Annotated in this window: 12 protein-coding genes and 2 pseudogenes; 7 read left to right on the top strand and 7 right to left on the bottom strand. The window is 68.8% G+C overall.

From position 1 onward, the window contains the following. Positions 1–95: 95 nt before the first annotated feature. Positions 96–620: a hypothetical protein gene (locus BM066_RS04575; RefSeq protein WP_018061106.1), complete on the top strand. Its 525-nt coding sequence runs from the start codon at positions 96–98 to the stop codon at positions 618–620. Between the two features lie 38 nt (positions 621–658). On the opposite strand, the gene cysE is transcribed toward BM066_RS04575, so the two are convergent. Both cysE and BM066_RS04565 read right to left on the bottom strand, forming a co-directional pair. Further along, positions 659–1,489 carry a serine O-acetyltransferase gene (gene cysE, locus BM066_RS04570; RefSeq protein WP_018061107.1) on the bottom strand — a complete coding sequence of 277 codons (831 nt, stop codon included), beginning with the start codon at positions 1,487–1,489 and terminating at the stop codon, positions 659–661. Positions 1,490–1,598: 109 nt separating this feature from the next. Then, a pseudogene (locus BM066_RS04565) lies at positions 1,599–2,347 on the bottom strand (NUDIX domain-containing protein). On the opposite strand from BM066_RS04565, the gene BM066_RS04560 reads away from it, so the two are divergent. Continuing rightward, positions 2,298–2,915 carry a nitroreductase family protein gene (locus BM066_RS04560; protein ID WP_089924587.1) on the top strand — a complete coding sequence of 206 codons (618 nt, stop codon included), beginning with the start codon at positions 2,298–2,300 and terminating at the stop codon, positions 2,913–2,915. The pseudogene BM066_RS04565 and the gene BM066_RS04560 overlap by 50 nt on opposite strands. 303 nt (positions 2,916–3,218) lie before the next feature. Next, on the top strand, positions 3,219–6,059 hold the full coding sequence (locus tag BM066_RS04555; protein WP_177218375.1) for a TonB-dependent receptor: 2,841 nt from the start codon (positions 3,219–3,221) through the stop codon (positions 6,057–6,059). A gap of 67 nt (positions 6,060–6,126) precedes the next feature. On the opposite strand, the gene queF is transcribed toward BM066_RS04555, so the two are convergent. Beyond that, positions 6,127–6,582 (bottom strand): preQ(1) synthase, encoded by a 456-nt coding sequence (gene queF / locus BM066_RS04550; RefSeq protein ID WP_019848146.1) that lies wholly within the window; start codon positions 6,580–6,582, stop codon positions 6,127–6,129. Positions 6,583–6,672: 90 nt separating this feature from the next. Here queF and BM066_RS04545 point away from each other — a divergent pair, with 90 nt between their 5' ends. Both BM066_RS04545 and BM066_RS04540 read left to right on the top strand, forming a co-directional pair. Beyond that, complete coding sequence (locus BM066_RS04545) at positions 6,673–7,476, top strand: SDR family NAD(P)-dependent oxidoreductase (RefSeq protein WP_089924584.1); 804 nt, start codon at positions 6,673–6,675, stop codon at positions 7,474–7,476. A 255-nt stretch (positions 7,477–7,731) separates the two neighbouring features. Further along, on the top strand, positions 7,732–8,445 hold the full coding sequence (locus tag BM066_RS04540) for a TorF family putative porin (RefSeq protein ID WP_089924581.1): 714 nt from the start codon (positions 7,732–7,734) through the stop codon (positions 8,443–8,445). 67 nt (positions 8,446–8,512) lie between these two features. Here BM066_RS04540 and BM066_RS04535 read toward each other — a convergent pair whose 3' ends face one another. Next, on the bottom strand, positions 8,513–9,781 hold the full coding sequence (locus BM066_RS04535) for an MFS transporter (RefSeq protein WP_089924578.1): 1,269 nt from the start codon (positions 9,779–9,781) through the stop codon (positions 8,513–8,515). A gap of 163 nt (positions 9,782–9,944) precedes the next feature. Continuing rightward, positions 9,945–12,359 (bottom strand): TonB-dependent siderophore receptor, encoded by a 2,415-nt coding sequence (locus BM066_RS04530; RefSeq protein ID WP_089924576.1) that lies wholly within the window; start codon positions 12,357–12,359, stop codon positions 9,945–9,947. 124 nt (positions 12,360–12,483) lie between these two features. On the opposite strand from BM066_RS04530, the pseudogene BM066_RS26860 reads away from it, so the two are divergent. Further along, a pseudogene (locus BM066_RS26860) lies at positions 12,484–12,582 on the top strand (hypothetical protein); the annotation flags it as partial. 44 nt (positions 12,583–12,626) lie between these two features. Here the strand turns inward: BM066_RS26860 and BM066_RS04525 are convergent. Next, on the bottom strand, positions 12,627–13,358 hold the full coding sequence (locus BM066_RS04525; protein ID WP_369823222.1) for a GntR family transcriptional regulator: 732 nt from the start codon (positions 13,356–13,358) through the stop codon (positions 12,627–12,629). Between the two features lie 195 nt (positions 13,359–13,553). Here BM066_RS04525 and BM066_RS04520 point away from each other — a divergent pair, with 195 nt between their 5' ends. Then, entirely contained in the window at positions 13,554–14,048 is a 495-nt protein-coding gene (locus BM066_RS04520) for a pyridoxamine 5'-phosphate oxidase family protein (protein WP_018061069.1), read from the top strand. 5 nt (positions 14,049–14,053) lie between these two features. Here the strand turns inward: BM066_RS04520 and BM066_RS04515 are convergent, their stop codons facing one another. Beyond that, positions 14,054–14,857, bottom strand: coding sequence for a MetQ/NlpA family ABC transporter substrate-binding protein (locus tag BM066_RS04515; RefSeq protein ID WP_089924573.1), 804 nt, complete (start codon positions 14,855–14,857; stop codon positions 14,054–14,056). Positions 14,858–14,927 lie beyond the last annotated feature (70 nt).

Below are 14,927 nucleotides of genomic sequence, written 5' to 3'. Positions count from 1 at the left end.
GCCGCTCGCATCCACGACTTTGTCGCGAGACCCGTCCCAGCGGTTGCTATCCTAGGTGAGGAATCATCGCCGATGGGCCGACCGTGAGAAACAGGATGCTCCATAAGCTTTTCGTCGTCGTCGTCGCTTCGGGAGCGTTCCAAGCCGCTCACGCCACGGCCGAACCCTTCTACGACGCCGCCCTCTGCAAACCGCCCTATACGACGACCTCGGCGACGGCGCTGTATGAGGCGGCCGAGAAGCTGGCCAAGCCCGACACCTCGTTGCTGACGGCCTATGTCTACAAGCTGCCGCGGACGATCGGCCAGGACGGCTTCACGACCAGCGAGGTGGTGTTCGCCGGCACGTCGGTCGGCGTCCTGATCCAGGGCCAGCAGGCCGAGGCGCTGGCCCAGCGCTACCAGCTCCAGCGCGAGCGCTCCAACCTGCTGGGCGCTTCCACCAAGGGCTATGCGCGCGAACTGCCGGCGGCGGAGCAGCCGCAGCCCGACGCCGGAACGGTTTCGATCGTCGCCCGCGAGAGCCCGTCCTTGCCCGGCAAGACGCTGCTGGCCTGCGAGCTCGTCTCGACGGCGGACCGGGCGGCCCTGGAGGCCTATGAAAAGTCCAAGGGCCAGTAGCGCGCTCGGACGCGTTCCTGTCGGAAGGTCCGCCCGACCTAGATCACGTAGTCGTAGACCACGTCGGCCAGGGTGTGATCCATCGTCCGGGCCGGCTCTTCGCAAGTGGGGCAGTTGACGATCCGGGCGGGCACGCCGGCGGCCGTGCAGTGCGGCGGCACGGGCTTGAGCACCACCGAACCCGAGGCGATCTTGGCGTATTCGCCGATCGCGATATTGCCCAGCACCTTGGCGCCCGCGCCCAGCAGCACGCCCCGGCCGATCTTCGGGTGGCGGTCGCCGCGCTCGGCGCCGGTGCCGCCCAGGGTCACGCCGTGCAGCATCGAGACGTCGTCGCCGACCACCGCGGTCTCGCCGATGACGATGCCGGTGCCGTGGTCGATGAATACGCCCTGGCCGATGCGGGCGGCCGGATTGATGTCGACCTGGAAGACCTCGCTGGCCCGGCTCTGCAGGTAGAAGGCCAGGGTTTCGCGGCCCTGGCTCCACAGCCAGTGCGACACGCGATGGGTCTGCAGAGCCAGGAAGCCCTTGAAGAACAGGAACGGCTGGACATAGCCCTTGGTGGCTGGATCGCGCTCGAACACCGCCACCAGGTCGGCCTCGGCGGCGGCCACCAGCGACGGGTCGCTGTCGAAGGCGTCGGCGGCGAATTCGCGGGCGGTCATGGCCCGCATCTCCTGGTCACCCAGCTTGCGCGCCAGCTGGAAGGTCAGGGCGTCGGCCAGGTTGTCGTGACTGAGGATCACGGCGTTGAGCAGCGAGGCCAGAGCCGGCTCGGCCTTGGCGGCGTGTTCGGCCTGGTTGCGCAGCGCGGCCCAGACGGGCGGCGTGGTTTCCTGCGTCACGACCTCGAGATGCTTGGCCACCGGGCTCTCCTCTCCCACGCCGCCTATAGAGCATCTTTTTGAGAAATGCTCCAGGCGCCCAGGTTTCAACGGCTGGCGCGCGAAACCGTTCGCGCACTTAAGGCCGCCGTCAGGCGAGCACAAGCCTGGCCAGATCGGCCGGCAGTTCGCCCTTCACCGCCATATGGTGCACCCGCAGCAGTAAAGCCACCGTCAAGGAGTCCGGCATGTGGCCGGACACCGCCGCGTCGAGGGCCTGGCCGAACGGAACACGGGCCATCGCCAGGTCTTCGGTCTCGTCCGGCGCGGTCGCCGTCGGCGTCAGGTCCAGGGCCAGATAGCCGTGGCAGATCTCGTCGGTGATCGAGTTGGACAGCTCCATGGTCAGGATCAGCCGCCAGTCGGCGGCCTCCAGCCCGACCTCCTCGGCCAGCTCGCGCTTGGCGCCGTCCAGCGGGTCCTCGGCCAGCGGCGCGCCGCCTTCGGGAATCTCCCAGCTGTAGTTGGCGTGGGGAAAGCGGTTCTGGCCCACCAGGGTGACCGTGCCGTCGGCGTGCAGCGGCACGACGCCGATCGCCCGGTTCTTGAACGCCACCTTGCCGTACAGCGCCGGCCGACCGGTGGGGGCGATCGCCTGATACTCGGTCAGGGTGATCCAGGGATTGTCGTAGACGACCGTTTCGCGGGTCACGGCCCACGGCGTCCCGTGCGGTTCGAGCCATGCTGGCCTAGGCTTGGCAGGTTTATCGGTCATGCGGACGGCTCGCGGCTTGTGGCGGCCGAGGCTCGGCCATAGGTGTGCTGCTTATCGTGCTTCCCGGAGGTCGTCTTGGCCGGTTCAGTTCCCCCAGCCCCAGAATTCGGCGAAGTGCTGCCGATCGAGCCGTCGCCGGCGGTGCTGGACTTCCTGGCCAGGCGACGCTCGGCCTCGGCCATGAGCCTGACCGCGCCGGGCCCGGACGACGCGCAACTGGCCGACCTGCTGCGGCTGGCCGCCCGGGTGCCCGACCACGGCAAGCTGGCGCCCTGGCGGTTCGTGATCCTGCGCGGCCCGGCCAAGGACGTCTTCGCCGAGCGGATTACGGCCTTGGCCGACAGCCAGGCCAATCCTGTCAAGGCCAACGCCGCCCTGCGCAAGCTGACCCGCCCGCCGGTCGCCGTGGCCGTGATCTCGCGCCATATCCCCGGCGAGATCCCCGAATGGGAGCAGCGCCAGAGCGCCTCGGCCGTCTGCCAGCAGATGCTGCTGGCCGCCGCCGCCATGGGCTGGGGCGCCAACTGGATCACCGACTGGTACTCGTACGACCCGCGCGCCAAGGCCATCCTCGGCCTGGCCGACGACGAGCTGGTGGCCGGCTTCCTCTATCTGGGCACCTCGACCGAAGCCCCGCAGGAGCGGGCGCGGCCGGATGTGGGCGCGATCACCACCGAATGGTCCGCTGGCTGAAAGTCGCCTCCGGCGCCTGTTGCGTTTTCGCACCGGTCCGACGCCTTTAATTCGAGCCCGCGCCGCCGGAACAGCGGCCCAAGGCCATAGAATCGCCATTCCACTCGTCTCAAATCCCAAGGCGTGGGACTTGCGGGGCGCAGGCTTTGTCATGCATCAGCCGCGACATCTTATGTAACAGTCCTGCATCAAATCGACCTTAAGCATCCGTAACTTGTTGCTAGGCCTTGCATTGCCTAAGGCCAAGCTGGACGATGTCTGCGTACCTGCACGCCGACCCGAACTTTACGGCCGACGGGGTTTATGACGCTCTCTCTCCTGATCCTTGGCATGACCACCGCCCTGGACGGCGCGCCTGAAGCCGCGCCCGCCCAGCAAGAAACGGCGGCGCGGGTCCAGCGGGCGCCGCAGCAGGCCGGGCCGGCCGGGGCCGATCCGTACGCCGCCGAGGTCGAGGCGGTCGAGGTCGTGGCCGGCAAGCCGCGCGGCTCGGTCGAGGGCGACATCAAGCCCGATCTGACGCTCAACCCCGCCCAGATCCGCGCCTATGGGGCCGGCAGCATCTCGGAGCTCCTGGCGTTCCTGGAGCCGCAGCTGCGCACCAGCCAGAGCCGCGGCGACGGCCAACCGGTGATGCTGATCAACGGCCGCCGCATCTCGGGCTTCCAGGAAATCCGCGACATTCCGCCCGAAGCCATCGAGCGCTTCGAGATCCTGCCCGAGGAAGTGTCGCTGACCTACGGCTACCGCGCCGACCAGCGGGTGGTGAACATCGTCCTGCGCCGCCGCTTTCGCGCCCTGACCACCGAGGCGGGGGTCAAGGTCCCGACCGCCGGCGACCGCACGTCCACCGACCTGCAGAGCACCTTCTTCCGCGTCCAGGGCGACAATCGCTGGCTGTTCAACGGCAAGGTCTCGCACGACACGGCCCTGTTCGAGAACGATCGCGACATCGTGCGCACGCCGTCGGGCCAGCCCTACGACCTGACCGGCAACGTCACCGGCCTCAACCGCCAGCCGCCCGACATCGCCAATGGAATTTACTTCCAGCCGATCGATCCGAACCTGACCGCCCTGGTCGGCGCTCCGGTCACCGTCACGCCCGTGCCGACGGCGGCGCTGGGCGGCCCGGCGACCCTGGCCGACTTCGCGACCGGCGCGGGTACGGCGGCCACCGACGACCTGACCGCCTGGCGCAGCCTGGCGCCTCGGGGAACCTCGACCTCGCTGACCGGGGCCCTGACCCGGCCGGTGGGCAAGGCCTCGCTGGCCACGCTCAGCGGATCGTTCGAGGATTCCACCTCCTACGCCTATCTCGGCCTGCCCGGCGTCCGCCTGGAGGTGCCCGAGACCAATCCGTTCTCGCCGTTCAGCCAGGACGTCCAGCTGTACCGCTACGCCGACGACTACGTCGCGATGGCCCGCAAGACCGACACCCAGAAGGCGACCGTGTCGGCGGCGGCCAACGGACGGATCCGGGACTGGCGCTGGAGCGCCACCGGCGGCTACGTCTATTCGACCAGCGACACCACCACGGGCCGCGGGCTGGACGCGGCGGCCTTCGCCGCCGGCGTCGCCGCCGGGGACCCGACGCTCAATCCGTTCGGCGCCATCCCCTCGAACCTGCTGGCCCGGGTCTCGCCCGACACCGCCAAGTCGACCTCGAACACCGCCAACGCCGAGGTGGTGTTCGTCGGCGACCTGCTGCGGGGCCCGGCCGGCGGCGTGTCGACCACCTTCAAGGTCGGCGCCGACACCCTGAGCCAGGACTCCCGCAGCACCCGCCGGGGCGTGGTGACCGACCGCGGCATCTCGCGCACCAGCGGCAACCTGCAGGCCAGCATCAACGTGCCGATCGCCGACCGCGCCAAGGGCGTGCTGCCGGCGCTCGGCGACCTGTCGGTCAATTTCAACGGCGAGTACGAGCAGCTGTCCGACTTCGGCGGCCTGGCCACCCTGGGCGCCGGCGCCGACTGGTCGCCGGTCGATCCGGTCAGCTTCCTGGTCAGCTACACCAGCGAGGACGGCGCCCCGACCCCGTCGCAGTTGAACGACCCGATCCTGTCGACCCCGAACGTCTCGATCTACGACTTCAAAACCGGCCAGTCGGTGCTGGCCACGCGGATCGAGGGCGGCAACCCGGACCTGGTGTCGGACAGCCGCCAGGTGGTCAAGCTGGCCGTCAACATCAGGCCCTTGCCCAAGGACGCCAAGACCAACCTGCAGATCAGCGCCAACTACACGGCCACCCGGATCGACGATTCGATCAACAGCTTCCCGGCCGTCACCGCCGACATCGAGCGGGCCTTTCCCGATCGGATCGTCCGCGACGCCGGCGGCCGGCTGATCTCGGTCGACTCGCGGCCGGTGAACTACGCCAAGTCCGAGCAGGAACAGATCCGCTGGGGCTTCAACCTGTCGCGCCCGTTCGGCAAGCCGCGCACCGACCTGCCGGGCTTCCCGTTCGGCGGTGGGCCGCCTCCGGGCGGCGGTCCCCGGGGCCCCGGCGGCGGTCGCGGACCTGAGGGCGGCCCGGGCCCCGGCGGCCCCGGCGGCGGTTTCCGCGGCGGCGGCGGCTTCCGCGGCCCGCGCCCCGGCCAGGGCCAGTTCCAGGTCTCGCTCTATCACACCTGGAAACTGAAGGACGAGGTCACCATCCGCGACGGCCTGCCGGTTATCGACCGCCTGGACGGCGGCTCGGGCGCGGGGCCCGAGCACGAGGTCCAGCTGCAGGTCGGCGTCTTCAAGAGCGGCATGGGCGCGTTCCTGAACGGCAGCTGGCGCAGCGGCTATCGCCTGAACGGCGCGACCGCCCAGCAGGACCTGTTCTTCAGCGACCAGTCGACGTTCAGCCTGAACCTGTTCGCCGACCTGTCGGCGCGCCCGGACCTGCTGCGGGCCCACCCGTGGCTGCGCGGTTCGCGGGTGCAGCTGCAGGCCCAGAACCTGTTCGACACCCGCCAGGACGTGCACGATCGCCTCGGTTCGACGCCCCAGGCCTACCAGCCGGATTTTCGCGACCCGATCGGCCGGACGGTGCGGATCAGCTTCCGCAAGCTGATCGGCCCGCAGCGTCCGGTGCAGCCGCCTGGCCAGCGCCCGCCGGCGGTTCCGACCCCGCCGCCGGCGCAACAGCCGCGCTGAACATCCAAAGAAAAAGGGGCGCGTCCAGCCGGACGCGCCCCTTGCTTTTCACTGTCCCGAAAGCCGGTCAGCCCCGGCCGCGATAGGGCGCCACGCCCTGGTCGGGGACCCACAGGCCCTCTGGCGCCGGGCCGGTCTGCCAGAACACGTCGATCGGAATGCCGCCGCGCGGATACCAGTAGCCGCCGATCCGCAACCAGCGCGGGGCGGCGATCTCGACGATCTTGCGGCCGATCTTGACCGTGCAGTCCTCGTGGAACGAGCCGTGGTTGCGGAAGCTGGTCAGGTAGAGCTTCAGCGACTTGCTTTCGATCAGCCAGTCGCCCGGCGCGTAGTCGATCACCAGGTGCGCGAAGTCGGGCTGGCCGGTCACCGGGCACAGCGAGGTGAATTCCGGCGCCACGAAGCGGGCCAGGTAGGTCACGTCGCTCTGCGGGTTGGGCACGCGCTCGAGGACGGCCTGGTCGGGGCTGGCGGCGGGCTCGACCACCTGGCCCAGCTGGGTCACATGAAGTTCGGTCATGGGCGGTCATCTAGGCCCCGCGCCCCGGCGAGACAAGCGCGCGCGGCGTCGCTATCGTCGCATCAAACAGATGTTGGACGGGAAAGAACGATGGGCGGACGCGACTTCGACGGCTTCACAGTGGTGGTCACCGGCGCCTCCACGGGGCTGGGCCGGGCCATGGCGGTGGAGACCGCGCGGCGCGGCGCCGGCCTGGTGGTCGTCAACTTCGCCCGCAGCGCCCAGGACGCCGAGGAGACCGCCCGCCTGGTCGAGGCCGAGGGCTCGAAGGCCGTCCTGGTTCAGGGCGACGTGGCCCAGGACGCCGACTGCCGCCGGATCGTCCAGGCGGCGGCGGGCACGGGGCGCATCGACGCCCTGTTCAACAACGCCGGGATCACCAAGTTCGCGCCGAACCACGCCGATCTCGACGCGGTCGACGCCGAGGACTTCCTGCGGCTCTACGCGGTCAACGTGGTCGGCGCCTTCCAGATGGTCCGCGCGGCCCGCAGCCTGCTGGAGGCCGCGCCGCAGCCGGGCGCGGTGGTCAACACCGCCTCGATCGCCGGCGTGGTCGGCAACGGCTCGTCGGTGCCCTACGCCGCCTCGAAGGGGGCCCTGACCACCATGACCCTGTCCCTGGCCAGGGCCCTGGCGCCGCGCATCCGGGTCAACGCCGTCTGCCCCGGCTTCATCGACACCCCGTGGTTCGGCAAGGTGATGGACGAGGAGCGCATTGACAGGTTGCGGGAGCGCTCGATCGCCGCCGCGCCGCTGAAGGTCGCCTCGACCGCCGAGGACATCGCCGGCTCCGCCGTGTTCCTGGCCTCGCCCGCCTCGCGGCACGTCACCGGCGAAACCCTGCTGGTCGACGCCGGCCTGCACCTGGGCGGAGCGAGTCTGGCGATGCGCTAAAGCCGCAGGTAAAGCCGAAACAATCTTTCCGTTGACACTGTGGCGCCCCACGCCACTTCTGAAGCAAAATCGTCACACTCCGCCCAAACTTTGCGCCGGCGGAGTGCTTTCTGCTGGCGATTTGACCAGCAAGATTGCAACTAAGGCCTGGTCGACAACTACTGCCGCCGTGCTCAACGCGCTTGCAGGCGTCGCTGACCGGCGAAGGCTCCAAGTCCCTCCGCCGGCAAAACAGAAATAAAGGGGATAGAACACATGAAGTTTCTGAAACTGGCGCTGGTCGCCGCCGCTGCTTCGGTCGCCATGGGCGGCGCCGCGATGGCTGAAGAGCTGAAGCTCTCGTACAACGTCGGCGTGGCCAGCGACTACATCTTCCGCGGCATCAGCAACACCAACACCAAGGGCCAGGTCTTCGGCGGTGTCGACGCCACCTACGGCATCGGCTATGCGGGCGTCTGGACGTCGAACGTCGATTTCGGCACCCCGAACCCCGACCAGGAAATCGACGTCTACGCCGGCGTGAAGCCGACCGTCGGCCCGGTCAACCTCGACCTGGGCGTGATCTATTACGGCTACACCAAGGATAAGAACGGCGCTCCGGGCGCGTTCAGCTACACTGAAGTCAAGGCTGCGGCCTCGACCGCCGTGGGTCCGGCCACCGTCGGCGCCGCCCTCTACTACTCGCCCGAGTTCCCGGGCGACGGCGGCGAAGCGCTGTACTACGAACTGAACGGCTCGGCCCCGATCGGCGAGAAGCTGACCCTGAGCGGCGCCGTCGGCCGTCAGGAAGTCGACGCCTCGACCTATTACGGCGGCGCGACCGACAGCTACGTGACCTGGAACGCCGGCGTCACCGCCGCGATCAACGACCACGTCAGCGCCGACATCCGTTACTCGGACACCAACAAGAGCAACTACGGCGAGATCTATCACGCGACGGTCACCGCCTCGCTGAAGGTCGCGTTCTAAGCTTCTCACGAACGCCTGATGAAGCCGCCCCGACCTTGGTCAGGGCGGCTTTTTCTTTGGGCGCTATCTAGACGGCCGGCTTCTGTCGCGGCGGTCGCATGAACAGCGCCGCCAGGAACACCACCGCCGTCAGCGCCGCGAACAGCTGGAAGGCCGGGCTGAACGAGCCGACGCGGTCGCGGATGGCGCCGCCGATGACCGGCCCCGCCGCCGACACCGCCCCGACCAGGCAGGTCAGGGAGAACAGCTCGACATTGTTGCGCCGGCCGAAATAGTTCAGCAGCAGCAGGCTGACGGCCAGTACGGTCAGGCCGAAGCCGATCCCCACCCCGACGGCGTAGAGCGTCAGCAGCAGCGGCGTGGTCGCGCGCGACAGGGCCAGCAGTCCGACTACCAGCAGCCCTTGGGCGAAGACCAGCAGCCAGCGGGGATCGACGCGGTCGCCAATCGCGCCGCCGCCCAGGCGCGCGACCACCTGCATGCCGCCTTCCAGGCTGAGCATGCCGGCCGCCACGGCCCCGGCGACGCCCAGCTGGGTCAGGTGGGCCTGGGTCAGGCTGGCGGCGCTGATTCCCGCCAGTAGGTGGCTGAAATAGGCAGCCAGCAGCACGTAGAACTGCGGCGTGCGCACCGCGTCGCGGACGCTCCATTCGTGGTCGGTATGGTAGACGTGGCCAGGCGTCTTGCCGGCCTTGGCCTCGGCGTCCAGCTCCAGGTCCAGGGCGGCGCCGGCCTGTTCCAGCCAGCGCGGCCCGCCCACGGCGACGGCGCAGACTAGGCCGACCAGACCCACGACCGCCGCCTGCAGGGCCCAGTACAGCCGCCAGTCGTCGTGGGTCGCCGAAAGCGCGCCGACCACCATCCACGGCCCCGCCACCCCGCCCAGGGCGCCGAAGGTGAAATAGATCCCGAACGGCAGGGCCCGCTCCTTGAAGATCGCCGACAGCACGTGGGTGCCGGGGATCAGGGCGGCCATCTGGAAACCGATCCCGCACAGGGCCGTGCCCAGGAAATAGATCGGCAGGGCGTGGACCCGCGACAGGCAGAACAGGCCGCCGGCCATCACCGCCACCCCGACCAGGATCGCCCCGCGCACGCCCATCCGCCGGATCAGCAGGGCCGGCAGCCAGGACGACAGGCCGGTGAACACCCCCAGGATCGTGAACCCCAGGAAGGCGTGCTCCCAGCTCCAGCCCAGCTCCGGAACCATGGCCGGGATCACCACCCCCAGCGACGAATAGGTGGCGGCCGTGATCAGGAACAGCAGCAGGCTGAAGACGGCGACCAACAGCCAGGGGCGGAAGGAAAAGGGCGCTGAGATTTCAGATTTTGGCATGCCGTGCTTTCCATTCGAGGCGCGAGAGACGCCCCCTCCGTCACGATGCGTATTCGCATCGCGCCACCTCCCCCGCGATGCGGGTGAGGAGAAAATATCATCTCCTCCCCCGTGAAACGGGGGAGGTGGCCGCGAAGCGGACGGAGGGGGTCCCGCTGTATCGTCAAAAGCTCCGCTTCAGGGTCACGCGCCATTCCCGTCCCCTGCCGGGCAAGGCCCCGAGATTGGCGTAGGTGTCGGCGTCCGGGGTGAAATAGAGCTTGTCGAACAGATTATCGATGTTGAGCTCGGCGGTGTAGGGCCCGCGCGTCACATAGGCCGAGGCGTTGACCACGGCGTAGGCGGGATAGGTCACCGCGTTCTGCACCGTGCCCGAGGCCTTGGTCACGTGGGTGACGCCCAGGGTCACGCCGGCCTGCCCCCAGTCGTGCTTGTCGCTGGTGTAGGCGCCGTACAGGCTGACCACCGACTTGGGGATCAGGGTGTAATCGTAGTCGCCGCCGCGCCCCGGCAGGCTGCTGAACGTCCAGACGACATAGCTGCCGCCATAGGCCTGGGTCCCGGGCACGCCCGCCGCATAGGCCGGGATGTACTGGAACGACTGGTCCGGCCCCTTGACCGTGGTGTGCTGTGCGTTGCCCGTGGCGGTGAAGCTCAGGTGCTCCGAAGCCAGCCAGCGGACTTCCAGCTCCACGCCCTTGGCGCGCGTGCCCTGCACCACCGGTGTCAGGCCCGACAGCTGGGTGCGGTTCTGGCGGTAGGCGGCCAGCGAGCCGACCAGGGTTCCGCGCAGCAGCTGGAACTTCACCCCGGCCTCGGCCAGATCACTGTCCGACAGCCACGAGCCGTCGGCGACCAGGCCCGGGGCGATCTCGCCGGCCTGGCTGACCTCCAGGGCCGAGGCCTTGGCGTAGCTGACATAGGGCATGAATCCGATCGGGGCCTGATAGGTCAGGCTGGCGCTGTAGGTCCCCTTCCCCCGGCTGTCGGTCTGGCGGCCGGCGACGGTGAACGGCAGCGCGCCGGTGTCGTGCGCGGCCACGTCGTACCAGTCGTAGCGACCGCCCAGGGTCAGGGTCAGGCGCTGGCCGAACTTCACGTCGCTGGTGAAAAACAGGCCGGTCTGGCTCCAGGCGCCGCGGTTGTCGTTCTCCCATTCCAGGCCCTGGACGCCGGCCGATTCGAGGCTGAACGGACTGTCGATGATGTCGTTGGGCCGGGCCCCGACCGAGATGTCGCGGCGGTCGATGGCGATCATGCCGCTGTTGAAGCTCTCGCGGCGGCGGCCGGAGAAGTCGCGGTAGCCGGCCCCGACGATGGTCTGCGCGCTCACCGCCCCGAAGTCGCGCTTGAAGGCGTAGCTGGCCCGCGCCTCCCAGACCGAGCTGTCGAACCAGGCGGGATAGCCGTACGAGACGAAGCGCTTGTTCTCCTGGTCGTCGTAGAACAGCTGCAGCTTCAGCACGCTGTCGTCGCCGAACCGCTTGGCCAGGTCGAAATAAAGGGTGTTGGTCCAGGTCTTGGAGAAATCGGCGGCGCTGACATAGACGGTGCGCGGGTCCAGCTTGGTGGTCCCCACCCCAGTGTCCAGCATATGGTTGGCGTCGGTGGCGGGGGAGCCGAAGTACGGAATGTAGAGGGCGCTGCCGAACGGGTAGAAGCCGACCTCGCCAGGGGTGATCCGCCCATTGCCGTCGGCGTCGACCAGGGTGGTGTCGCGGCCGGTGACGTAGGTCCGGTGGTCGATCAGGTCCTGGGTCAGGCGGTTCCAGCCCGGCGTCTGGATGTCGCCGGTCGAGTGATAGGCCATGCCGCCGAAGGCCGTGCTCCAGCCGTTGTTCAGGTCAAAGTCGGCCGAGACCTCGGCCAGCTGCCGCTTGGGGTGGAGCCCCCGATAGAAGCTCTTGGAGTCATCGAGCTCACCATAGGCGTAGATCCCGCCGTCGGCCGCGCCCAGCTTGACCGGCAGGGCGACCTGGCCGGTGACATTCTTCTTGTCGTAGGCCCCGAAGGTGGCGGTCAGTTCGCCCTTGGGGTCGGTCAGGAACCGCCCTTCGTCGCGCGCCGACTTGGGGATGAAGTTCAGCATGCCGCCGACCTTGCCCGCGCCGTAGATCGGAGTGGGCGGGCCACGCACGATCTCGATCTGGGCCGCGCCGCCGATCGGGGTCGAGTAGGTGCCCCGGTTCTCGACTCGCTTGAAGCCGCGGAAATAGTTCTCGGCCAGGGTGCCGCGGATGTTGAGCGCCCCTGGCACGCCGTAGAAGCTGGCGGTGTAGGTCCCTGGCGAGACCGCCGTCAGCCCGTCGATGGTCTCGATGCCATAGCGGGTCAGGGTGGTGTCGCTGACGAAGCTGGCCGAGCGCGGGGTCTCCAGCAGCGACTTCTCCAGGCCGAACACCGTGGCGCTGGGCTGCTTTTCCAAAAGACCGGCCTTGTCGCGCGCCTGGACGATCACCGCGTCGACGGCGTCGGCCTGGGGCGCCGCGTCCTCGGCCCCATCGCGCGCGAAGGCCTGGCCCGAGGCGAAGACGCCGACGGCCATGGCGGAGGCGAGCAGGCAGGCGCGGATAGACATCACGAAAGCTCCAGGTCCGCCGAGGCAGGGGCGGCGAAGCTAGCCAATGGAATGTTACGCAACGTTCGTCAAAACGTTATGTAACATTTCAGAGAGAATTATATTGCAGCGGATATTAGCTGCGCTGAAGACGCCCCCACCGTCACGCCGCGTATTCACGGCGCGCCACCTCCCCCGCATCGCGGGTGAGGAGGATGCGGCGCCGTCCTTCTCCCCCCCCTGAAACGGGGGAGGGGCCGCGAAGCGGACGGAGGGGGCGTCTCCGCCCTACCCCTCGACCATCGGTCGGGTGGCCTCGGGCATGATGTTGAGCACGCGCATCATGGCCAGCCTGGCGCCTTCGACGTCGCCGCGGGCGATCACGTCGGCCACGGCGCGGTGCTGCTCGACGTCGGCGATCAGCTCGGCCTCAGTGGCCGCGCCGAACGAGAACACCCAGTAGCGGGCGGCCTTGTGCTGCAAGGGGATCAGGATGCGGGCCAGGGCCATGTTGCCGCCGGCCCGGGCCACGGCGGCGTGGAAGCGCTGGTCCATGGCCACCAGGGCCGGCAGGTCGCGGTCGCGGGCCGCCTGCTCGCCGCCGTCGAAGGCCGCGCGGATGGCGTCGGCCTCGGCTTTGCTGGCGTGCTTGGCGGCCAGGCCCGCGCAGTGCGGCTCGATCAGGGCCCGGGCCTCGTAGCCCTGGCGCAGTTCGACCAGGTCCAGCGGGGCGACGGTGGTGCCCGAACGGGCCCTGCGGATCACCAGGCCCTCCAGGGCCAGCCGCCCCAGGGCGTCGCGCACCCCGGCCAGCCCGGCGTCGTAGCGCGCCGCCAGCGACTGCTCATCCAGCCGCGCGCCCGGCGCCAGGCGTCCCAGGATCAGGTCCAGCAGGATGCGCTCGTAGACCTTGGCCTTCTGCAGGTCGGGCGACCAGTCCTCCAGGCCCGAGGACGAGCAGACGTCCAGCACCAGCATCCGCTCGCGGCCACCCGCGGCCAGGGCGTCGTCGGGGGCCATCAATTGTCGCAAGGCGGAGCTCCGAAGATTATCGAGCCCTGATATGTAATGTGAAATGTCAGATTAGGCCAGGACGCGATTCAGCAAGAGCCAACGGGAGGCCGGCGTTCGTGTTATCCTGGCGCGCTCCGTCTTCGCCAAGATCTCTGCGGCCCCGTACAGGGACGCTGTCGGCGAGCGAGCAGGAGACGCGCCATGCCGTCGACAGACATCGACGCCGATGCCCTCAGGGAGACCGCGCTGCGGATCCTCTCGGAAAACCGGGTCATGGCCGTGGCCACCCTGCGCCCGGACGGCTGGCCGCAGGCGACCCTGGTCGGCTACATGCATGACGGCCTGACGCTGTATTTCGCCATCGCCCGCGACGGACAGAAGCTCGCCAACATGCAGCGGGATCCCCGGATCTCGATCGCGATCGGGCGGCACAACGGCGACGGCCCCGATCTTCGCGGCTTGTCCCTGGCGGCCAAGGCCGTTGAGGTCACCGACCCCGGCGAGGTTCGCCGGCTCAACGCCATGCTCGTGGCGCGCTATCCCGAGCAGGAGGTCTTTACGCCCCAAGGCGCCTCGGTGGCCGTGATGAGGGCCACGCCGCTTGTGATGTCGGTGATTGATCCCCACAGCGGCCTGGACCGCCCCGTGCTGCTGCGGGTGGACCCGCTGACCAGCGCGCTTCAGCCGACCGAATAGGCGCCCTAGAACGCCGGCACCACCGCGCCGTGGTACTTCTGCTCCATGAACGCCTTCACCTCGGGCGAGGTCAGGGCCTCGGCCAGCTTCTGGACGCGCGGATCGTCCTTGTTGTCCGGGCGGGCGACTAGGTAATTCACATAGGGACTGCTCTTGTCCTCGATCAGCAGGGCGTCCTTGGACGGGTCCAGCTTGGCGTCCAGGGCGTAGTTGGTGTTGATCACCGCCAGGTCGACCTGGTCGAGCACGCGCGGCAGGGTCGCGCCTTCCAGCTCCTTGAACTTCAGGTTCTTCGGGTTGGCGGTGATGTCCTTCAGGGTCGACAACGCCTTGTTGGGGTCGGCCAGGGTGATCACCCCGTTGCGCGCCAGCAGCAGCAGGGCCCGGCCCTCGTTGCTGCCCTCGTTGGGAATGGCCACGACGGCGCCGTCGGGCAGTTCGCCGATTGCCTTGACCTTGCGCGAATAGGCGCCCAGCGGCTCGATGTGCACGCCGATCACCGGGATCAGGGTCGTGCCCTTGTCGGCGTTGAAAGTCTCCAGATACGGCAGGGTCTGGAAGTAGTTCACGTCCAGGCGCTTCTCGGCCACCTGGATGTTGGGCTGGACGTAGTCGTTGAAGACCTTGATGTCGATCTTCAGCCCCTCGGCCGCCAGCTTCGGCTTGATGAACTCCAACACCTCGGCGTGGGGCACGGCCGTGGCGGCCACGGTCAGGGTGTCGCCGGCGCCGCTGGCGGCGGGCTTCTTGCCGCAGGCCGCGAGGGACAGGACGGCGAGGCTGACGAGAAGGGCGCGGCGGGCGACCATGAACGGCTCCGTTAAGGCGACTGGATGGGTAGGGTATTGCCCGCTTCCCGGCGGATCGGGAAATCAGTTT

It is taken from the genome of Caulobacter sp. UNC279MFTsu5.1 (assembly GCF_900114015.1).
Taxonomy (GTDB): domain Bacteria; phylum Pseudomonadota; class Alphaproteobacteria; order Caulobacterales; family Caulobacteraceae; genus Caulobacter.
Note: the sequence above shows the minus strand (reverse complement) of the source record. Positions and strands in the feature narration are given on the sequence as shown.

What these genes read in the sequence shown, in the direction of transcription:
- BM066_RS04535 (WP_089924578.1), bottom strand. Translation starts at nt 9,781, where the DNA reads ATGCCAAAATCTGAAATCTCAGCGCCCTTTTCCTTCCGCCCCTGGCTG.
- BM066_RS04555 (WP_177218375.1), top strand. Translation starts at nt 3,219, where the DNA reads ATGACGCTCTCTCTCCTGATCCTTGGCATGACCACCGCCCTGGACGGC.
- BM066_RS04545 (WP_089924584.1), top strand. Translation starts at nt 6,673, where the DNA reads ATGGGCGGACGCGACTTCGACGGCTTCACAGTGGTGGTCACCGGCGCC.
- BM066_RS04530 (WP_089924576.1), bottom strand. Translation starts at nt 12,359, where the DNA reads ATGTCTATCCGCGCCTGCCTGCTCGCCTCCGCCATGGCCGTCGGCGTC.
- BM066_RS04575 (WP_018061106.1), top strand. Translation starts at nt 96, where the DNA reads ATGCTCCATAAGCTTTTCGTCGTCGTCGTCGCTTCGGGAGCGTTCCAA.
- queF (WP_019848146.1), bottom strand. Translation starts at nt 6,582, where the DNA reads ATGACCGAACTTCATGTGACCCAGCTGGGCCAGGTGGTCGAGCCCGCC.
- BM066_RS04520 (WP_018061069.1), top strand. Translation starts at nt 13,554, where the DNA reads ATGCCGTCGACAGACATCGACGCCGATGCCCTCAGGGAGACCGCGCTG.
- BM066_RS04525 (WP_369823222.1), bottom strand. Translation starts at nt 13,358, where the DNA reads ATGGCCCCCGACGACGCCCTGGCCGCGGGTGGCCGCGAGCGGATGCTG.
- BM066_RS04540 (WP_089924581.1), top strand. Translation starts at nt 7,732, where the DNA reads ATGAAGTTTCTGAAACTGGCGCTGGTCGCCGCCGCTGCTTCGGTCGCC.
- BM066_RS04515 (WP_089924573.1), bottom strand. Translation starts at nt 14,857, where the DNA reads ATGGTCGCCCGCCGCGCCCTTCTCGTCAGCCTCGCCGTCCTGTCCCTC.